Source organism: Actinoplanes sp. NPDC051513 (genome assembly GCF_044454685.1).
Classification (GTDB): Bacteria; Actinomycetota; Actinomycetes; order Mycobacteriales; family Micromonosporaceae; genus Actinoplanes.
This window is the reverse complement of sequence record NZ_JBITDW010000022.1, coordinates 121,172-139,996: the sequence shown is the minus strand read 5'-3', so window position 1 is coordinate 139,996 and position 18,825 is coordinate 121,172. Positions and strand designations below refer to the sequence as shown.

Here is an 18,825-nt window from a genome sequence, read left to right as displayed (position 1 = left end):
GCGCGTGAAGAGTTCCGTCGCGTGCATGCCCGGCAGCGCGCGTGGGGGCTTGTCGAGCGGCACGCTCGTAAGCTGCGCCGTCTGCACGGCGGTGATGACGGTTCACCCTTGACGGTGGCCGCGCGGCGGCTCTGGTCGGGTCGCGCCGGCACACCTGGGCGCCCCGTGGCGGCCGTGGCGCCGGTGCCGCCGACCGCTCCCGCCCGCACCGGCCAGGGCCTCGGCTCACCAGCACAGCGGGCGGTGCACCCGGCAGGCAACCAGATCACGCAGCCCACCCCGGCGGTACCCGCCACGGCCGAGCAGGTCACGCGGCCCGCACCCACCCAGCAGGCCGCGCCCGCCACGGCCGAGCAGGTCACGCGGCCCGCATCCACCGAGCAGGCCGCGCCCGCCACGGCCGAGCAGGTCACGCGGCCCGCGCCCATCCAGCAGGCCGCGCCCGCCACGGCCGAGCAGGTCACGCAGCCCGCGCCCACCCAGCAGGCCGCTCCCGCCGCAGCCGAGCAGGTCACGCAGCCCGCGCACACCCAGCAGGCCACGCCCGCCGCGGGCGAGCAGCTGACCTCGGCCGACCAGGACCGAATCTCTCGGCGCAGGGGCGGGTTACGGGTCTACCGCATCGGGTCGTTACGGAAGAACCGTCACCGTGGCTCGGCTCGTGCGCCCGTCGGCCAAGACCACACACCATCCGACCTGCGGCGCCGACCATATTCGGGCGCCGTGCCTACCATTCCGTCAACAATGTTCCGCGTCATTCTTCCGCGATGGCAAACACCATTCAAGAGCCTCCACCGACGATGGCAAATACCGATCGCATCGGCGTGGGACGGGCCGGGCGAAATCGGCGCCGACCACAGCGGAGACTCGCGCAGCCCGCCGCGCCCGGCTCAACCGCACGCCCCCTCCGCATACCGCGCTGCCGCAGTCGACGCACCGCGCCGCCACAGCCCGCCGTGGCGAGATCGGGCGGCTTCCATGGCCCGGGGTGTCAATGGGCGCGGGCCGTCATCACCCGGGCAGATCCGTCCATGCGTCGGCAGTCGATCGAGGGCGGCCAGCGAGGATGAGTGCCGCCCGTCGCGGTCATCCGTGGCTGCCGCTTCCGACACCGGGCCCGGCTCGGCCATCACAGCCAAAGCCCGCTCAAACAGACCCTCACCCCAAGAGGTGTCAGACAGAGCGGTCCGAGCGGTCCGAGCGGTCCGAGCGGTCCGAGCGGTCCGAGCGGTCCGAGCGGTCCGAGCGGTCCGAGCGGTCCGAGCGGTCCGAGCGAGCCGAGTAGGCGGCGGCGCCCGCCGGCCGCCGCCCTGGGAAAGCGGCGGTCAGGTCGTCGAGGCCGTTCCGTTCGGGACGGTGCCCTGCTGGGCGGTCCCATCCTGCTGCTGAGTGGTCCCGTCCTGCTGGGTGGTGCCGTCCTGCGTGCCCTGCTGGTTGCCGAAGCTGCCGCCGTTCATGCCGTCGCCGGGGCCGCCGTTGCCGCCGCCGAAGCCGCCGCCCGGCCCACCCTGCTGTGTTGCGCCGCTCCCGCCGTCGACCGCCATGCCGATGCCGAAGCCCGCGCCACCCGCCAGCGCCGCCGTCAGGGCCACCGCCGCGATCACCTTCCTGCCGGTCCACCGGCCGGCGCTCGACGGCGCCGGCCCGGTGGGGGCGTTGGCGGGCACGGAGGCCCAGCCCTCGGCGGGCGGGACCCATTCACCCGCGGCGGCCTCGGGTTGCGGGGAGGCCGCCAGGGGCGTGAGGCCCTCGATGGGCGCCGTCACCGGCTCGTGCCGGGGTGCGACCTGATCAGTGGTCATCGTCCGTCCTTCCAGAGAGGGTGCGCTGCACCACTCGAAGGTGCGGGCGAGACCTGTCGGCAACCTATGCCCGGCCCGTCGGCACACTGAGACTTACTCGGCCCGGACGTTGTCGATCCACACGTTTCCTCCCGTGTTGAGGAACACCCACACCGCCCGGATGTCGGCCGGGTCGAGGGTCACGCCGCCGGGGCAGGAGATCTCGTCGAAGGCGCGCGCGATGGTCCGGCTCCCGCCGGGGTTGGTCCAGGTCCACTGCCCGCCCTGACACCACGTGTACGCGTCGCCGACCTGCACCGCGATCTCCCCGACGCTGCCCAGCGTGTCGGTCCGCATATCGAACTTCAGCCCGGGCGCCTCGCTGAGGTCGAGCGCCGACGGCAGCGCCAGCCCGAACCAGTTCCCGTTGACCGGCGTGTGCACGAGCAGCCCGGCGCTCCCGTCGGTGCTGAACGCGGTCGACGGCTCGACCGATCCGCCGCCGTCCGCGTTGGCGATCCCGAACCCGTCGGTGCCGGACTCGAACGAGAACAGCGTCCGCGACGCCGGCTGAACCGGGTCGCCGGGCGCGAACGATCCGCATCCGAGCACCGGCGACGCCCAGTCCGCCGGGCCCGTCCCGGTGGTGATCAGCCGCAGCCAGGTCGCGCCGGTCAGGTCGGCGGTCAGCGTCTGCGACGAGCCGGACGCGGCGAGCGTGTCGTCGGCATAGATCTGGAACGATCCCGCCCCGACGTCGGCCGTCAGGCTCCGGCACGTGCCACCCAGGTAGTAGTCGAGGGTGGCCGGCGCGGTGGTCCCGATCCCCCGCACGTAGACCCGGGAATCGATCGAGATGAGGTTCCCGGCGCTGTTCTGGTCGTAGAACACCTCCCCGCTCACCGAGGCGGGCTGCAGGGTGCTCAGATGCCGCCGCCCGGCCGGCGGCGCATTGACGACATTCACCATAAGGGTGCTTGCGGTGGCCTGCCGGTGACGGCTTCCCCATACGTACGAGGCGGAGATCGTCACCGGATAGGACCCCGCGGCCGTCCCCGCCGGCGCGGTGAGAGAGAACTCGCCGGTGAGCGATTCGTCGGTGTGCAGCGCCCGGCGCCGCACGCTTGCGGGCGTGACCGTCCACCCCGACGGCCCGGCGGCCGAGACCCGGAGATCGGTGATGGCGCCGACGCCACGGTTGGTGACGGTCGTGGCGAGCGGGCTACCCGCGCCCGGAACGAGCGTCCCGCTGCTTCCCGCCACGGTCACGGCCGGAGCTGCGGCGGTGGGGCCGGACGGCCGTACGCGAAAGACAACGACGCCATGCGCGGGAACCGCCGCCTCGATGGTGCGCCGTGCCTGGGTCACGGCTCCTGTCCACACGTCGCGCAACCGATACGCCGAAGCCCGCGGCAACCCCGTCGCCGAGGCGTCGGCGCCGATCGTGGCCAGCGTGTCCGTCGAGTTGTACAGCGCGATCGCGTGCTCGCCCGAGGCGAGCGGCTTGTCCAGCACGAGCAGCCCGCCGGAGTCCGTTACGACCCATCCCTGCACGCCGAGCCGGTCCTGGTCGATGCCGATGATGTCGCGGTTGGTCAGGATCGACAGCGTCGACGGCGACGCCTCGCGTAGGTCGGTCCCGATGATCAGCGGCGCCGCCATCATGGCCCACATGCTCATGTGTGTCCGGTACTCGGTGTCGGTCATCCCGCCGTTGCCGATCTCGAGCATGTCGGGGTCGTTCCAATGCCCCGGCCCGGCGTACGGCGCGAGCCCCACGTTCTGCGCGATGATCGACTTCAGGGAGGGCCAGTTGTCGCTGATGTCGCCGGTGGTGCGCCAGAGATGGCCGACATCGGCGCCCCACGTCCAGGGCTGCGTCGTGCCCCATTCGCAGATCGAGAAGACGATCGGCCGCCCGGTCTTCGCGAGCGCGTCCCGCATGGCGGTGTAGCGCCGGATGTATTCGGCCTGCGACCCGTCGGACTCGTTGTAGCAGTTGTCGTACTTAAGGTAGTCCACGCCCCAGTCCGCGAGGGTCTGCGCGTCCAGCTCCTCGTGCCCGAGGCTCCCCGGGTAGCCGGCGCAGGTGTTCGTCCCCGCGTCGCCGTAGATCCCGAGTTTGAGCCCCTTGCTGTGCACGTACGCCGCAGTGCCCGCGATCCCCGAGGGGAACTTCACCGGGTCCGGCACGAGCTTGCCGGTCGCCGGGTGGCGTTCCTTGAGCGCCCAGCAGTCGTCGATGTTGACGTACCGGTAGCCCGCGTCTTTGACTCCTTCGGCGACGAACAAGTCCGCCGTCTCCTTGATGAGCTGCTCGCTGACGTCGCAGCCGAACGCGTTCCAGTCGTTGAACCCCATCGGCGGGGTGAGGGCCTGCCCGTCGGGAAGTGCCTGCGCCGGCGAGGCGGGGAGAACGGCCAGCGTCGCAAGCAATGCGGTCACCAGGAGTCTGCGCACGGTCCACAACGTACGCATCAACGCTCATCAATGGAAGCGCTCCCATATTGACGGCGGTGACTCGCCTGGGTAACTTCGAGACACTCGAACATCCCGAGGGCGAGCACTGCTGCATGAGCGGCGGGCTGGGGTGGCACTGTCCCCTTCCCCCGTTATTGAAGGCTGGTCATGAAAAGACAGCTCAGCATTCTCGCCACGGTCGTGGCCGCACTCGCCGCCTCGGTCGTCATGTTCGTCAGCCCCGCCTACGCGGCCACCGGCCTGCGCATCAGCGGCACGAACATCGTCGAAGCCAACGGCTCGAACTTCATCATGCGCGGCATCAACCACGCGCACACCTGGTACACGAACCAGACCAGCTCGTTCGCCAACATCAAAGCGACCGGCGCCAATACCGTACGGGTAGTGCTCAGTGGCGGCCGGTGGACCGCCAACACCGCCTCCGACGTGGCCAACGTGATCTCGCTGTGCAAGGCGAACAAGATGATCTGCGTCCTCGAGGACCACGACACCACCGGGTACGGCGAGGACGGCGCGGCCTACACCCTCGACCAGGCGGCGAACTACTGGATCGGCCTCAAGAGCGTGCTGGTCGGCCAGGAGGACTACGTCATCATCAACATCGGCAACGAGCCGATCGGCAACACCAACCCGAGCCAGTGGACCGCCGCCACCGTCGCGGCCATCCAGAAGATGCGCAGCAACGGCTTCCAGCACATGCTGATGATCGACGCGCCCAACTGGGGCCAGGACTGGCAGTACGTGATGCGGGACAACGGCCAGACCATCCTCGACGCCGACACCCAGCACAACACGGTGCTCTCGATCCACATGTACGCGGTGTTCAACACCGCCTCGTCGATCACGTCGTACCTCGACACCTTCAAGAGCAAGGGCTGGCCGCTCGTGATCGGCGAGTTCGGCTGGCAGTTCTCCTCGAGCGAGGTCGACGACCAGACGATCCTCAAGGAAGCGGTCGCCCGCGGCATCGGCTACATCGGCTGGTCGTGGTCGGGCAACACCGACCCGATCCTCGACATGACCACCAGCTTCAACCCCGCCCAGCTGACCACCTGGGGTCAGCGGATCGTCAACGGCGCCAACGGCATCAAGGCCACGTCGAAGCAGGCCACCATCTTCGGCACGACAACGACCCCGCCGACGACTCCGCCGACCACGCCGCCGACCACCCCGCCCACGACCCCGTCGACCACCCCGCCCACAACGGCGCCGACGACCATCCCGCCCAGCGGCGGCTGCACGGCGGCGTACTCGGTCACCGGGCAGTGGCCGTCCGGTTTCCAGGGTGAGGTCAAGGTGACCGCCGGCAGCAGCGCCATCAACGGCTGGACGGTGACCTGGACGTACGCCAACGGCCAGACCCTGTCGCAGGCCTGGAGCGCCACGGTGACCAGCAGCGGCTCGGCCGTGACCGCCCGGAACGTCAGCTACAACGGCAAGCTTTCGGCCGGCGCCACGACGGCGTTCGGCTTCCTCGGGTCGTGGAACAACAGCACCAACAGCGTGCCCGCGCTGAGCTGCGCGGCAAGCTGACCCCTATCGCTGGGGCCCGGTCCAACCGGGTCCCAACTGTTATCACTGACCTGCGTGAATATCTTTTACCGATGGGATAGGGCTATATTCCGGTGATTCGTCTCCTTGGGGAGGAGAAACGATGAATCGGATCCGCATTCCCGCCGTGTTCCTGTTGCTCGCGTCGTTGCTGGTCGCATGTGGCGACTCCGGCGACCAACAGGCCAACAGCTCCGGCCTGGAGAAACCGAAGATCAAGGTGGCCATGCTCTCGCTGGTCACCAACGCTCCCTACTACATCGCCGTCAAAGAGAAGCTCTTCGAGGCCGAGGGGCTGACCGTCGAGACGCAGCCGGTGCAGTCGTCGCCGCAGGCGTACCCGGCGCTCAAGAACGGCGCGATCGACGTCGTCTTCGCCAACGACGCGTCGATGCTGCTCGGGCACGACAAGGGCGACCTGCCGATCAACCTGATCGCCGAGGGCACCACGCTCACGCCCAAGTTCATGGCCGTGCTGGTCATGCCCAATTCGCCGATCAAGTCCATCAAGGACCTCGCCGGGCGCAGCGTCTCGGTGCACGTGCTCAACAACATCCAGGCGATCACGCTCAACGCGATCGCGAAGGAGAACGGCGTCGACCCTGCCAAGATCCAGTACCGCCAGGTGGTGTTCCCGCAGATGGCGGCCACCATGCAGAAGGGCGACCTGGATTCCATCCACGTCAACGAGCCGTTCCTCACCGACGCCGAGGTCAAGCTGGGCGCGCGGATGGCGGTCGACGGCGGCGCCGCGCCGGTGACCGGCATCCCGATGGACGGTTACTTCGCGCTCGACGGCTGGGCCGGGAAGAACCCGAAAACCGCGGCCGCGTTCCAGCGGGCCATCGCCAAGGCGCAGGGCATCGCGGCCGGCGACCGGGCCAAGGTCGAAGAAGTGCTGCCCACGTACATCCGCAACGTCGACCCCGAGGTGTCGAAGAAGCTGACCATGCCGGGCTTCCCGACCGCGAACGATCCGCAGCGGATCCAGAAGCTCATCGACCTGATGAAGGAGCAGGGCCAGCTCACCAACCGGATCGACGCCACGACGATCGTGTTCCAGCCCTGATGGGTCGTTTTCTCCGCGGCCTGTCGGGAGTTCTGGTCGTCCTGCTCGCGAGCGAGGCGCTCGGCCGGGCCGGGATCGTGCACCGCGACTTCCTGCCGCCGGCCTCGACGATCCTGGCCCGGGCGGGCGAGCTCGCCGTCGACGGCGAATTCCTTGCCGACATACGCGCGACGCTCACCGCCTGGGCGCTCGGGCTGCTGATCGCCACGGCGGTCGCGGTGCCGCTCGGCTTGGTGCTCGGCACGATCCCGCCGATCGCCCGCGCGGTCACCACGATCGTCGAGTTCCTCCGGCCGATCCCGTCGGTGGCGCTGATCCCGCTGGTCGCCATGCTGGTCGGCACCGGCCTGGAGATGAAACTGACCGTCATCGTGTACGCCGCGGTCTGGCCGGTCCTGTTCAACACGATCTACGGCCTGCGCGACGTCGATCCGGTCGCCCGGGACACGCTGCGCGCGTTCGGCTTCGGCCGGCTCGCCGTGCTCGGCCGGGTCGCCATCCCGGCCACCGCGCCGTTCATCGCCACCGGGGTGCGGATGGCCGCGGCGGTCGCCCTGATCCTCGCGGTGACCGCCGAGATGTTCGGCGGATTCGGCGAGGGGATCGGCATCTTCATCGCGTCGGCCGCGAACTATCCCGGCGGCACCACCGACACGCTTGCGGCGACGGTCTGGGCCGGGGCGCTCGGCCTCGCCATCAACGCGCTGCTGCGGGGCGGCGAGCGGCGACTGTTCTTCTGGGCGTACCGGAACGGAACGCCCGGATGAACCGCCTGGCCCAACGATGGCTGGTCTTCGCGCTGGCGGTGGCCGCCTGGCAGGCGGCCACCGCCGCGGCCGCCGACCCTTTCTTCCCGACCCCGGCGACGATCGTGCGCAGGATGTACGACCTGTGGTTCTCCGGCCCGGTTTCGCGGCTGTTCCTCACCGACATGGCCACCGGCAACGTGCTGCCCAGCCTCGGGCGGCTGGCGCTCGGATTTCTCGGGGGCGCGCTGATCGGAATCGTCCTCGGTGTGGCGATCGGGCGCTCGCTCTGGGCGTACGAAATCTTTGACCCGGTTTTGCAGTTCTTTCGCGCGATTCCGCCGCCCACGCTGGTCCCGGTGCTGATCGTGCTGTTCTCGCTCGGCGCCCCGATGCAGATCGCGTCGATCGTCTTCAGCGTGGTGTGGCCGGTGCTGCTCAACACCGCGGACGGCGCACGCACGGTCGAGCCGTTGCAGATGGAGACGGCGCGCGCGTTCCGGCTGACCGGGCCCGAGCGGCTCGCGTTCGTGATCCTGCCGGCCACCATGCCGAAGCTTTTCGCCGGGCTGCGGCTCGCCCTGTCGCTGTCGCTGATCCTGATGGTCTTCTCCGAGCTGCAGCCGGGCGCGGCGAACGGCATCGGCTTCCAGCTGGTCGAGGCGACCACGCGATTCGACTACGAGACGGTCTGGGCCGCGATCGTCTTGCTCGGCATTCTGGGATACGCACTCAACATGATGCTGCTGGCGGTGGAGCGGCGGGTCCTGAGCTGGCATCTCTCGGCACGGAGAGTGGAGGCAGCGACATGACGAACGTTCGCGAGGCATTCTTCGACGTCTGCCGGCAAGCCGGCATGACGACCTGGTTCGGCAACCCGGGCTCCACGGAACTGCGCATGCTGCGCGATTGGCCGTCCGACTTCCGGTACGTGCTGGCGTTGCAGGAGGCGTCGGCGGTGGGAGTGGCTTCCGGGTACGCGATCGGCAGTGGACAGGCGCAGTTGGTCAGCCTGCATTCGGCGGGCGGGGTGGGGCACGCGCTCGGGGCGGTGTTCAACGCGTACCGCGACCGGGTGCCGCTCGTGGTGATCGCCGGACAGCAGACGCGGGCCATGCTGCCGACGCGGCCGTTCCTCTCCGCCGACGAGCCGGCGACGTTTCCGCGCCCGTACGTGAAATGGAGCCGGCAACCGGAGAGCGCGTCGTCGGTGCCGGGGGCGCTGGCCGAGGCGTACCGGATGGCGATGATGCCGCCGCGCGGGCCGGTGTTCCTGTCCATTCCGGAGGATGACTGGGACGCCCCCGCCGAGCCCGTCGCGGTGCGATCGGTGCACTCGGATTTCGTCGCGGATCCGGCCGCGCTGGCGTCGGTCGCCGAGGCCCTGAACGCGGCACGGGCGCCGGCGATCGTGGCGGGGCCCGGCGTGGACGAGGACGACGCCTGGGAGGCGACGATCGCGCTGGCCGAGACCGTGCGGGCCGCCGTGTGGGCGGCGCCGATGCCGAGCCGGGCGGCGTTCCCGGAGGACCACCCGCTGTTCCAGGGGTATCTGCCGCCGGTGCGGTCGAGCATCGTGTCGCTGCTAGAGGACAACGACGTCGTGGTGGTGCTGGGGGCGCCGGTCTTCACCTATCACGTCCACACCTCCGGGCCGTTCCTCGCCGCCTCCGCAAAGCTGTTCCATCTCGATTGCGACGCGGGGGCGGCCGCTCGGGCGGCGGTGGGCACCAGCGTGCTGACCACCGTACGGGCCGGGGTGGCCGAGCTGGCGCGGCTGGTGAAGCCGGCGTCGGGGCGGGTGGATCCGCCCGTAGTCTCCCGGCCGGTGGCGCCTCCTCCGGCCGATCCGCTGCAGGCCACGTCCGTTTTGGAGGCGTTGCGGCGAGCGATGCCCGCGGACGCGGTGCTGGTGGAGGAGGCGCCCTCGCACAAGGACGCGCTGCACGAGCACATCCCGATCACGCGGCCCCGCGGGTACGTGTCGACCGGGAGCGGGGCGCTCGGGTGGGGCCTGCCGGTCGCGGTGGGGCGGGCGATCGCGGGTGATCGGGTGGTCTGCGTGGTGGGGGACGGGTCCGCGATGTATTGCGTCCAGGCACTGTGGACGGCCGCCCAGCACCGGGCGCCGCTGACCGTGGTCGTGCTGAACAACGCGAAATACGAGGCGGTCGCTGCTCTGGGGCGGCGGATCGGCGTACGCGAGGTGCCCGGAACCGATCTCCCCTCGCTCGACTTCACCGCGCTGGCGCGGGGATTCGGCTGTGACGCGGGCCGGGTTGCCGGAGCGGCCGATCTCGACACGGCTCTGTCGGCGGCGCTGGCGCACGACGGGCCTTACGTGCTCGACGTGCCGGTGGGCACGACGTCAGCGACGCTCTACTAGCCGGCCGCGGACCAGGCGGCCCACCTCGGCGCGCAGGGCGACGAACTCCGGCAGCTCCCGGGTCGCGATCTGCTCGCGCGGGCCCGGGAGGATGACCGGGAGGTCGGCGGCGACGTGGCCGGGCGGGCCGCCGAGCACCACCACGCGGTCGCCGACGTAGACGCTCTCGTCGATGTCGTGGGTGACGAAGAGAATCGTCATGTCGCTGCTCGCCCGGATCTGGAGGAGGAGATCCTCGAGGTCCTCGCGGGTCTGCGCGTCCACCGAGCCGAACGGCTCGTCCATCAGCAGGAGCTTGGGGTGGAAGGCGAGGGCCCGGGCGATCGCGACGCGTTGCTGCATGCCGCCGGAGAGCTGCCACGGGTATTTGCCGGCGGTGTCGATGAGCCCGACCTCTTCGAGCGCCTCCATCGCCTTCTGCCGCCTGGTCGCTTTGTCCAGGCCGCGCCGGCGCAGCGGGAGGGCCACGTTGTCCCGCGCCGTGAGCCACGGGTAGAGCGAGCGGCTGTAGTCCTGGAAGACCACCGCGAGATCGCCCGGGACGCCGGTGATCGGCTCGCCGTCGAGCAGCACCTCGCCGCTCGTCGGCGCCTGCAGGCCGGCCACGCAGCGCAGCAGCGTCGACTTGCCGCAGCCCGACGGCCCCACGATGCTGACCAGGGATTTCGCCTCGATCCGCAGCGTCACCTCGCGCAGCGCGACGTGTTCGTCATAGCTGTGCGTCAGGTCGCGGATCTCCAGCATGAACCTCACCGTACGTCACAGCAGGTGCTTCGTCTCCACATTCGAGTCGGCGGCGTCGCCCGTCCCGTACACGTAGAGCTTTGCGCTCGTATCGCCGATCTGGGCCAGCAGGAACGGGGCCCAGCGCGCGATCGTGCTCGTGAACGGCGTGATCGTGATCCCGGTGCTGACGCTGAGCCCCGTCGCCCCGCCGAACGTGTGACCCGCCAGCAGCAAGGTGTCGGTGTCGATGACGCCCTTGAGCGGCGACCCGGTGCGGGCGTTCTCGGCCGCGGCCCAGGAGACCGTCCAGTTGGCCTGGAGCGCGTCGGCGAAGAGCCCGGTCGTGTCGGAGACGGCGCGCGTGTGGTTGGGCACGGCACGACGAAGCCGTACGCAGCGACTTGCTCGCGAAGCTCGAGTCGTGCTGTAGGAGGAGGTGGTGGCCGCCTGAGCGGCCGTGGGGTTGACGAACACGCCGGCGATTGCGGCGGCGATCGCCGCGCGACGACTGAAGCGAAGGACCAGCATGGACGCGGGCTGGGTCAAGAACAAGAAATTGACGCACGCCGCTACCGTGAGGACTCGCTCACTCTCCGGAGGCATCGCCGGTGACCAGCCCCAACCCTCTCGTGGCGACGGCGTCCGCGACGCCGGTCGACCCGTGGGCCGGGGTGTGGATCGCCGAGGACATCGAGCTGATCGCGAGCGGCGTCCGTGACGGCAACTGGATCGACGAGGGCCTCGGCGGCGTCTCGGCCGGCCTGGACGCGCTTGCCCTGGTCTCCGACCCGATCGGCGGTCTCCTCCAGTACGGCGTGGCCTGGATCATCGAACATGTCAAACCGCTCGCGGAGGCGCTCGACTGGCTCGCGGGCGACCCCGCGCAGATCGCCGCCCAGGCCCAGACCTGGCGCAACATCGCCGGGGCGCTTCGCGAGCGCGCCGCCGACCTGGAGCGCGCGGCGAGCTGGGACACGACCGAGTGGACCGGCGAGGCCGGCGACGCCTACCGTGCCTGGTCGGCCCAGCAGAACGGCGCGATCGGCGGGCTCGCGGAGGCCGCCGACACGATGGCGGTGATGTCCGAGGCGTCCGGCGCGCTGATCGCGGGCGTCCGCATGTTGGTCCGCGACGCCATCGCCACGCTGGTCTCTCGCCTGATCACCTACGCCGCCGAGGCGCTGCTGTCGCTCGGCGCCGCCACGGGCCTGATCGTCGAACAGGTTGCCACGCTGTGCGCCTCGTGGGCTGCCCGGATAGCCAAATGGCTCCGCGACCTCGTCCACAGCCTGACCCGCCTGCGCGGTGCCGGCGACCAGATCGGCAAGTTCATCGAGTGGCTCAAGGAACTGCTGGGCCGCTTCGTCAATGGCGGCGAGGGTGCCCGCGGGTCGGGCAGGCGTGGGCGGCAGGACCTGATCGACGAGTTGGAGCGCGCGGGCGTCAAACACAATCCCGACGACATTCTGGAGATCGGGCGGGATGCCTCCGGCCGGATCCTCTTCCTGGAGAAGGGCAGCAGTCGGGCCGGGATGCAGCACATCCTCGAGCGCCACGCACAGGACTTCACCAACGTCGGGGTGCCCGAGGACAAGATCGGCAGGCTGGTGTTCGAGGCGGTGACCACCGGCGAGGTGGTCGGCACCGAGGGCCGGCGCAGTCCGCGGATCCTCTACGAGGTCGTGTTCGAAGGACGGACCTATAGGCTCGCGGTCACCGTGGGCAGCAACGGCTTCATCGTGGGGGCGAATCCAGTTGGGCGATGACCGGAGCGTCATCCGCGTGATGACGGACTACGACTGCTTTCCGCTCTGGCGGCGCGACGAGACCGGCACGACCAACGTCGACCCGGTCTCGCTGCCGATCTCCGCGGAGTTGGCAGCGGCGTTGCTGGCCTGGGCCGACGAGTACGACGAGACGCTCGACCGGGACGACCCGATCCGGTCCGGTTTTGCCGACGAGGCAGCGGCGGAGGCCTTCGACACGCGCGGTCGCGAGCTCGCCCGCAGGCTGGCGGGCGAGCTCGGCTGGACCGTCGACTACTTCGATCCCACGACGGCGACGGACGTCACGGTCACACCGTGAGGGCCTGGCGGACGGCGCTCTCGGCGGCGACCCCGCCCTCGCCGGTGGAGGTCACCCGGCCCGCCTCCAGGACGTAGTAGCGCTCGGCCGCCGTCAGCGCGAAACCTACATGCTGCTCCACCAGCAGCACCGACATGCCGCCTTGGGCGGCCACCGACAGGATGGTCTGCTCGATCTCGGCCACCACCGAAGGCTGGATGCCCTCGGTGGGCTCGTCCAGCAGGAGCAGGCGCGGGCGGGTGATCAGGGCCCGGGCTATCGCCAGCTGCTGGCGCTGGCCGCCCGACAGCAACCCCGCCCGGCGTGCGAGGAGCGACCGCAGGGCGGGAAACGAATCCAGCGCCTCAGCCATCGCGGCCTTGCCGTCCTTGCGGCCGTCGGCCACCATCTGCAGGTTCTCCGCGGTGGTGAGGTGAGGGAAGCTCTGCTGTCCCTGCGGGACATACGCCATCCCGCGCGCCACCCGCTGGTGTGGGGCCAGGCGGGTGATGTCCTCGCCGTCCAGCGTGACCTTGCCCTGGCGGGGTTTCAGCAGGCCCACGGCGCAGCGCAGCAGCGTGCTCTTGCCGGCGCCGTTGTGGCCCAGCACCGCGGCCACGCCGTCCGTGGGAACGGTCAGGGAGACGCCGTGCAGGACCACGCTGCGGCCGTAGCCGACGTGGATCTCGTCGAACTGAAGCATCACGCCACCCCCGCGTGTCCGAGGTAGACCTCCTGAACCCGGGGATCCGCCTGGACCTCGGCCACCGTGCCCTCGGAGAGAATCTTGCCGGCGTGCATCACCGTGACGGTGCGGGCGAAGCGCCGCAGGAAGTCCATGTCGTGCTCGATGACCAGGACCGTGCGGTCGGCGGCGAGGCGGCCGAGCAGCTCGCCGGTGGCGTCGCGCTCGGACTGGCTCATACCGGCCACCGGCTCGTCCAGCAGCAGGAGCTTGGCGTCCTGCACCAGGAGCATGCCGATCTCCAGCCACTGTTTCTGGCCGTGCGCCAGCGTTCCCGCGAGCTCGTCGCGGACGCCGGCCAGCCCCACCGTTTGCAGAGCGGCGGCCACCGAGTCGGGAATCCCGGCACGGCGGCGCAGCAGGGTGAGCGGATGCCGGCTCCAGCCGGCGGCGATGTCGAGGTTCTGCAGGACCGTGAGCTCCTCGAAGACCGCCGCGGTCTGGAACGTCCGGCCGACGCCGAGCCGGGCGATCTTGTGGACCTTGCGGCCGAGCAGGGAATGGTCGTCGAAGGTCACCGATCCGGTGGCCTTGACCAGGCCGGTGACGGCGTCGATGAGGGTGGTCTTGCCGGCGCCGTTCGGACCGATCAGGAAGCGGACGTCGCCGGCCGGCACCGCGAGGTCGACGCCGCCGACGGCGACGAAACCGTCGAAGACCACGCGCAGGTCGCGTACGGACAGGCCGGTCATGAGCGCGACCTCCTGATGTAGCGGAACAGCGAGGCGAGACCGCCGGGAAGAAAGACGATGGGCAGGATGAAGAGCAGGCCCTCGAAATAGATCCAGGCCGAGGGGACTCGCTCCGACAACGCCGTACGCGCCCAGGCCACCGCCACGGCGCCGACCGCCGGGCCGACGAGGCTCGCCCGCCCGCCGACCGCGACGCCGACCACGAACTCGATCGACGGGACCACGCCGACCAGCGCCGGCGAGATGATCCCGACGGCCGGCACGAACAGGGCGCCCGCGAGCCCGGCCATCCCGGCGGCGACCACGTAGGCCACCAGCTTGACGTTCGCCGGGTCGTAGCCGAGGAACCGCACCCGCTCCTCGGCGTCGCGCACCGCCACCAGCAGCTCGCCGTACCTCGACCGCATCAGTTGCCAGGCCACGGCCAGCATGAGCAGCAGCGCGCCCGCCACGATGAAGTAGATCATTCTGCGGTTGACCGGGTCGTTCAGGTCGTACCCGAAGAATCCCTGGATGTCGGTGAGGCCGTTCGTCCCGCCGGTCGTGCCCTGCTGGCCGATGAGGAAGATCGCCATGGCCGCCGCGAGGGCCTGCGACAGAATGGCGAAATAGGCGCCACGTACTCGCCGGCGGAAGATCAGCAGGCCGAGCAGCAGGGCCACGAGCATCGGCAACGCAACGGTTGCTATCAATGCGAAGACGGGATTCGCGAATGGCCGCCACCACCAGGGGAGCGTGTCCAATTGCCCGTACAGTTGCATGAAATCGGGCAGATTGCCGGGGCCCGCGTCGGCGAGCTTGAGATGCATGGCCATCGCGTATCCACCGAGGCCGAAGAAGACGCCCTGGCCGAGCGTCAGCATGCCACCGCGACCCCAGGCCAGCCCGATGCCGACCGCGATGATCGCGAGACAGAGGTATTTCGCGAGCAGGCTCAGCCGGAAATCGCCGAGAATGGCCGGGGCGAGCGCGAAAAGCAGCAGAACGCCGATGCCGAAACCTGCGGCGGCGCGCCAGCCCGAGCGAGGCCGGCGAGTCTCGACCGGCGGCGGTACCGGCGGCGAAGCGAGAGCGGTCATGCGAGACTCCTCGTCCGCAACGTGAACAGACCCTGCGGCCGCCATTGCAGGAATGCCACGATCGCGATGAAGACGATCACGCTGGCGACGCTGACGGTGGTCGTGTACTCCACCATGGATTGGAGGATGCCGAGCGCGAACGCCACGATCACGGTTCCCTTGAGCTGGCCGATCCCGCCCACGACGACCACCAGGAACGCATTGACGATGATGTTCGTGCCCATCGTCGGGCCGATCGGGCCGATCAGCGTGAACGCGACCCCGGCGATGCCCGCGAGCCCCGAGCCGATGAAGAACGTGAGCCGGTCGATGCGCCCGGTGGCCAGCCCCGAGACGGCGGCGAGATCGCGATTCTGCACGACCGCGCGGATTCGCCGGCCCAGCGACGTGGTCTTGAGCACGACGGTGAGCGCGGCCACGGCCGCCAGGGCGAGCGCGAGGATGAAGACCCGGCTGCTGGCGATCACCAGGCCGCCGGGCAGGTGGATACTGCCGGTGAGCAGGTCGGGCGCGCGGGTCTGCACGTTCGGCGCGCCGAAGATGTCGCGGGCCGCCTGCTGGAGGATCAGCGCGACGCCCCAGGTGACCAGCAGCGTGTCGAGCGGACGGCCGTAGAGACGCCGGATCAGCAGGAACTCGAGCAGCACGCCCATCGCCCCGGCGACCGCGAAGGCGACCGGCAGGGCGACGATCATCGAGACGCCGGCGCTGGTGACGACCTGCTGGAGCACGTACACGGTGTAGGCGCCGGCCATGATGAACTCACCGTGCGCCATGTTGATCACGTTCATCTGACCGAAGGTCAGGCTCAGCCCCAGGGCGATGAGCAGCAGGACCGCGCCGATGCTGATGCCCGTGAAGAGCTGACTCAGGACCAAATTCAAGATCAAACCCCTTTCGGGTACGGGGTGCCGCGCGCGCGACACCCCGCCCTGCTGCCGATCAGGAAAGTCCGGCCGCCCAGCTGTAGTCCTTGAGGAAGGGGTCGGGCTTGATCGGCTGCCCGGAGGTCCAGACCTCCTTGATCAGGCCGTCCGAGCCGATCTTGCCGATCCGCGCGGTCTTGTAGACGTGCTGCGAGGGGCCGTCGACCGTGACCAGGCCCTCGGGGGCCTCGTAGGTGATGCCGCCGGCGCCCGCGGCCGCCTTGACCTTCTCGACGTCGAACGAGCCGGCCTTCTCGACCATCGCCTTCCACAGGTAGACCGACGTGTACGCGGCCTCCATCGGGTCACTGGTCGGCTTGTCGGCGCCGTACTTCGCCTTGTACGCCTTGACGAACTTGTCGTTGGCGGCGCCCGAGGTGGTCTGGTAGTAGTTCCACGCCGTGAGCTGGTCGGCGAGGTACTGCGTACCGATGCTCTTGACCTCCTCCTCGGCGATCGAGACCGAGACCACCGGCATCGACGCGGCCGTGAGGCCGGCCGACTTGTACTCCTTGAAGAACGCGACGTTGCTGTCGCCGTTGAGCGTGTTGAAGACCGCGCTCGCCTTCGCCGCCTTCACCTTGTTGACGATCGTGGAGAATTCGGTGGAGCCCAGCGGCGCGTAATCCTCGCCGAGCACCTTCATGCCATTCGCGTTCGCGTACGCCTTGATGATCTTGTTGGCGGTGCGCGGGAAGACATAATCGGAGCCGACCAGGTACAGCGAGGTCTTGCCCTGCGCCTTGAGGTAGTCGAGCGCCGGGACGATCTGCTGGTTGGTGGTGGCGCCGGTGTAGAAGATGTACGGCGACTCCTCGAGACCCTCGTACTGCACGGGGTAGAACAGCAGCGCCTTGTTCTTCTCGAAGACCGGCTTGACCGCCTTGCGGCTGGCCGAGGTCCAGCAGCCGAAGACCGCCGCGACCTTGTCCTGGCTGATCAGCTTCTGCGACTTCTCGGCGAAGGTCGGCCAGTCCGAGGCGCCGTCCTCGCTGACCGGCTCGATCTGCTTGCCGAGCACGCCGCCCGAGGCGTTGATCTCGTCGATCGCCAGCTTGAGCGAGTCCCGGACGGTGACCTCGCTGATCGCCATGGTGCCGGAGAGGGAGTTGAGCAGGCCGACCTTGATGGTGGGGCCGGAGGTGTCGACGACGGCGCCGGCGCCGGACGACGTGCCGCTGTCGCTCGTCTTGGCGCCGCAGGCCGCGAGCGCGGCAATGGTTGACGCCGCCGCGATGACGGCGAGCGTGCGAGTTCCGCGAATATTGAACACGAAGAAGCCTCCTGCCTCGATGGCTAGGGCTTTGTGGTATTGACCGGACTCAGTCTCTGAGTGAACGATTTCGGCGCCGTTTCCCGGCGCTTAACAAAACGTTTCCGCTCTTTTCCGGAAACGAAAAAAGCCGACCAGAAAATGGTCGGCAAGAAAGCTGTTACTTCCAGCTGGAAGCATCCTCCGTGGACGGTGGCAGGTTTGTCAAGACGTCGAACTCGACGCCGCGGGCCCGGGCCAGGTAGATCCGCTGGCGCACGTGCCGCCGGTGCAGCCGCAACAGGCCGCGCGGCCCCTCGTAGGACACCTCGCCGGCGCGGGCGCCGATCTCGCGTACGTCCAGCGTCCGCGCCCGCCGGATCAGCGCCACCAGCAGCAGCACGCCCTCGTAGCAGGACTCGCCGAGGCTGCCCAGCGGCGGCGCCTCCGGGCCGAACCGCGCCGCGTAGCGGCCGTGGAAGTCGAGGCTCTCGGGGGTGACCATCGAGGCGAAGAAGCCGGCCGCGCTGTGCAGGTCGTGGGTGGCGGCGTGGCCGCTGGCCAGCAGCATGTTCTCGTCCATCAGCGTGCTCAGCCGCAAGCAGCGGGCGTCGAGGCCGGCCCGGGCGAAGGCGCGGTTGAAGCGGACGGCGTCGTTGCCGACCAGCAGCATGAGGACGGCGTCGGCTTCGGCCCGTTCCACGCGGCTGATCACCCTCGAGAAGTCGTGCGTGCCGAGCGGCACGTAGTCCTCGCCGGCGATCCGCGTGCCGTGTCTTCTGACCGCATGCGCTGTCCGGCGTGGCCAGACGTAGTCGTTGCCGACGATGTGCCAGCTCCGCACGCCGCGCTCGCCGGTCAGCAGCGACATCGCCGGGAGCAGTTGCGCCTGCGGGGTCTCGCTGGTGAGGAAGACCCCCGCGGTGCGCTCGCCGCCCTCGTAGAGCGCGGTGTAGACGTACGGGATCCGGCCCGCGACCCGCGGCGCGACGGCCTGCCGCACCGACGAGATGTGCCAGCCGGTCACCCCGTGCACGGCGCCCATCGAGACCAGGGCCTCCACCTCGGCCGCCACCCGCTCGGGCGCCGCGCCCCCGTCCACCGGGATCAACACCAGCTCGCGGCCCAGCACCCCGCCCGCGGCGTTGACCTCCTCGGCGGCCAGTTGCGCGCACAATTCGGCGCTCGGGCCGAAGATGCCGGCCGGCCCCCGCAGCGGCACGACCAGCGCCACCCGGACCGCGTCCGGGCTGAGGTCGAGCAGCTCGGGCATGGCCACCATGCTCGCGTGCCGCTGTTACGCGCGGAACTTCCCGGCGCAAGCTGC

General features: G+C 69.8%; 18 protein-coding genes. 7 read left to right on the top strand and 11 right to left on the bottom strand.

The features are described from left to right. Positions 1 to 225 precede the first annotated feature (225 nt). The 3 genes from ACIA5D_RS40975 to ACIA5D_RS40965 form a co-directional block, all read right to left on the bottom strand. The gene (locus ACIA5D_RS40975) at positions 226 to 528 is read right to left on the bottom strand and encodes a hypothetical protein (protein ID WP_396035938.1); all 303 of its coding nucleotides are present in this window, start codon (positions 526 to 528) and stop codon (positions 226 to 228) included. 797 nt (positions 529 to 1,325) lie between these two features. After that, positions 1,326 to 1,802 (bottom strand): hypothetical protein, encoded by a 477-nt coding sequence (locus ACIA5D_RS40970; RefSeq protein ID WP_396035937.1) that lies wholly within the window; start codon positions 1,800 to 1,802, stop codon positions 1,326 to 1,328. A gap of 93 nt (positions 1,803 to 1,895) precedes the next feature. Then, positions 1,896 to 4,241: an NEW3 domain-containing protein gene (locus ACIA5D_RS40965; protein ID WP_396035936.1), complete on the bottom strand. Its 2,346-nt coding sequence runs from the start codon at positions 4,239 to 4,241 to the stop codon at positions 1,896 to 1,898. A gap of 168 nt (positions 4,242 to 4,409) precedes the next feature. Here ACIA5D_RS40965 and ACIA5D_RS40960 point away from each other — a divergent pair, with 168 nt between their 5' ends. The 5 genes from ACIA5D_RS40960 to mdlC all read left to right on the top strand — a co-directional run bounded on the left by ACIA5D_RS40960 (position 4,410) and on the right by mdlC (position 10,014). Further along, a complete protein-coding gene (locus ACIA5D_RS40960; protein ID WP_396035935.1) occupies positions 4,410 to 5,795 on the top strand; it encodes a cellulase family glycosylhydrolase in 1,386 nt (461 codons plus the stop codon). 121 nt (positions 5,796 to 5,916) lie between these two features. Further along, positions 5,917 to 6,882 carry an ABC transporter substrate-binding protein gene (locus ACIA5D_RS40955; RefSeq protein ID WP_396035934.1) on the top strand — a complete coding sequence of 322 codons (966 nt, stop codon included), beginning with the start codon at positions 5,917 to 5,919 and terminating at the stop codon, positions 6,880 to 6,882. After that, positions 6,882 to 7,649 carry an ABC transporter permease gene (locus tag ACIA5D_RS40950; protein ID WP_396035933.1) on the top strand — a complete coding sequence of 256 codons (768 nt, stop codon included), beginning with the start codon at positions 6,882 to 6,884 and terminating at the stop codon, positions 7,647 to 7,649. Before ACIA5D_RS40955 ends, ACIA5D_RS40950 begins: the two co-directional genes overlap by 1 nt. Beyond that, positions 7,646 to 8,440: an ABC transporter permease gene (locus ACIA5D_RS40945; protein ID WP_396035932.1), complete on the top strand. Its 795-nt coding sequence runs from the start codon at positions 7,646 to 7,648 to the stop codon at positions 8,438 to 8,440. The genes ACIA5D_RS40950 and ACIA5D_RS40945 overlap by 4 nt, the downstream gene beginning before the upstream one ends. After that, complete coding sequence (gene mdlC / locus ACIA5D_RS40940) at positions 8,437 to 10,014, top strand: benzoylformate decarboxylase (RefSeq protein ID WP_396035931.1); 1,578 nt, start codon at positions 8,437 to 8,439, stop codon at positions 10,012 to 10,014. The genes ACIA5D_RS40945 and mdlC overlap by 4 nt, the downstream gene beginning before the upstream one ends. On the opposite strand, the gene ACIA5D_RS40935 is transcribed toward mdlC, so the two are convergent. Both ACIA5D_RS40935 and ACIA5D_RS40930 read right to left on the bottom strand, forming a co-directional pair. Beyond that, positions 9,997 to 10,758 (bottom strand): ABC transporter ATP-binding protein, encoded by a 762-nt coding sequence (locus tag ACIA5D_RS40935; protein WP_396035930.1) that lies wholly within the window; start codon positions 10,756 to 10,758, stop codon positions 9,997 to 9,999. The genes mdlC and ACIA5D_RS40935 overlap by 18 nt on opposite strands. Before the next feature lie 15 nt (positions 10,759 to 10,773). Continuing rightward, positions 10,774 to 11,268, bottom strand: a complete 495-nt coding sequence (locus tag ACIA5D_RS40930; protein ID WP_396035929.1) for a hypothetical protein — start codon at positions 11,266 to 11,268, stop codon at positions 10,774 to 10,776. A gap of 80 nt (positions 11,269 to 11,348) precedes the next feature. Here ACIA5D_RS40930 and ACIA5D_RS40925 point away from each other — a divergent pair, with 80 nt between their 5' ends. Both ACIA5D_RS40925 and ACIA5D_RS40920 read left to right on the top strand, forming a co-directional pair. Next, on the top strand, positions 11,349 to 12,506 hold the full coding sequence (locus ACIA5D_RS40925; RefSeq protein ID WP_396035928.1) for a WXG100 family type VII secretion target: 1,158 nt from the start codon (positions 11,349 to 11,351) through the stop codon (positions 12,504 to 12,506). A gap of 16 nt (positions 12,507 to 12,522) precedes the next feature. After that, complete coding sequence (locus ACIA5D_RS40920) at positions 12,523 to 12,825, top strand: hypothetical protein (protein ID WP_396035927.1); 303 nt, start codon at positions 12,523 to 12,525, stop codon at positions 12,823 to 12,825. On the opposite strand, the gene urtE is transcribed toward ACIA5D_RS40920, so the two are convergent. The 6 genes from urtE to ACIA5D_RS40890 form a co-directional block, all read right to left on the bottom strand. Continuing rightward, a complete protein-coding gene (gene urtE, locus ACIA5D_RS40915; protein ID WP_396035926.1) occupies positions 12,815 to 13,507 on the bottom strand; it encodes an urea ABC transporter ATP-binding subunit UrtE in 693 nt (230 codons plus the stop codon). The genes ACIA5D_RS40920 and urtE overlap by 11 nt on opposite strands. Beyond that, positions 13,507 to 14,241, bottom strand: coding sequence for an urea ABC transporter ATP-binding protein UrtD (gene urtD, locus ACIA5D_RS40910; protein WP_396035925.1), 735 nt, complete (start codon positions 14,239 to 14,241; stop codon positions 13,507 to 13,509). Before urtD ends, urtE begins: the two co-directional genes overlap by 1 nt. Next, positions 14,238 to 15,320, bottom strand: coding sequence for an urea ABC transporter permease subunit UrtC (urtC, locus tag ACIA5D_RS40905; RefSeq protein ID WP_396035924.1), 1,083 nt, complete (start codon positions 15,318 to 15,320; stop codon positions 14,238 to 14,240). The genes urtD and urtC overlap by 4 nt, the downstream gene beginning before the upstream one ends. Next, a complete protein-coding gene (gene urtB / locus ACIA5D_RS40900; protein WP_396035923.1) occupies positions 15,317 to 16,204 on the bottom strand; it encodes an urea ABC transporter permease subunit UrtB in 888 nt (295 codons plus the stop codon). The genes urtC and urtB overlap by 4 nt, the downstream gene beginning before the upstream one ends. Before the next feature lie 58 nt (positions 16,205 to 16,262). Then, on the bottom strand, positions 16,263 to 17,519 hold the full coding sequence (gene urtA, locus ACIA5D_RS40895) for an urea ABC transporter substrate-binding protein (protein WP_396035922.1): 1,257 nt from the start codon (positions 17,517 to 17,519) through the stop codon (positions 16,263 to 16,265). A 160-nt stretch (positions 17,520 to 17,679) separates the two neighbouring features. Continuing rightward, positions 17,680 to 18,771, bottom strand: coding sequence for a substrate-binding domain-containing protein (locus ACIA5D_RS40890; RefSeq protein ID WP_396035921.1), 1,092 nt, complete (start codon positions 18,769 to 18,771; stop codon positions 17,680 to 17,682). Between the last annotated feature and the right edge of the window lie 54 nt (positions 18,772 to 18,825).

Coding starts and splice junctions, on each gene's coding strand:
- ACIA5D_RS40970 (WP_396035937.1), bottom strand. CDS start 1,802: ATGACCACTGATCAGGTCGCACCCCGGCACGAGCCGGTGACGGCGCCC.
- ACIA5D_RS40960 (WP_396035935.1), top strand. CDS start 4,410: ATGAAAAGACAGCTCAGCATTCTCGCCACGGTCGTGGCCGCACTCGCC.
- ACIA5D_RS40955 (WP_396035934.1), top strand. CDS start 5,917: ATGAATCGGATCCGCATTCCCGCCGTGTTCCTGTTGCTCGCGTCGTTG.
- ACIA5D_RS40950 (WP_396035933.1), top strand. CDS start 6,882: ATGGGTCGTTTTCTCCGCGGCCTGTCGGGAGTTCTGGTCGTCCTGCTC.
- ACIA5D_RS40945 (WP_396035932.1), top strand. CDS start 7,646: ATGAACCGCCTGGCCCAACGATGGCTGGTCTTCGCGCTGGCGGTGGCC.
- mdlC (WP_396035931.1), top strand. CDS start 8,437: ATGACGAACGTTCGCGAGGCATTCTTCGACGTCTGCCGGCAAGCCGGC.
- ACIA5D_RS40935 (WP_396035930.1), bottom strand. CDS start 10,758: ATGCTGGAGATCCGCGACCTGACGCACAGCTATGACGAACACGTCGCG.
- ACIA5D_RS40930 (WP_396035929.1), bottom strand. CDS start 11,268: ATGCTGGTCCTTCGCTTCAGTCGTCGCGCGGCGATCGCCGCCGCAATC.
- urtE (WP_396035926.1), bottom strand. CDS start 13,507: ATGCTTCAGTTCGACGAGATCCACGTCGGCTACGGCCGCAGCGTGGTC.
- urtD (WP_396035925.1), bottom strand. CDS start 14,241: ATGACCGGCCTGTCCGTACGCGACCTGCGCGTGGTCTTCGACGGTTTC.
- urtC (WP_396035924.1), bottom strand. CDS start 15,320: ATGACCGCTCTCGCTTCGCCGCCGGTACCGCCGCCGGTCGAGACTCGC.
- ACIA5D_RS40890 (WP_396035921.1), bottom strand. CDS start 18,771: ATGCCCGAGCTGCTCGACCTCAGCCCGGACGCGGTCCGGGTGGCGCTG.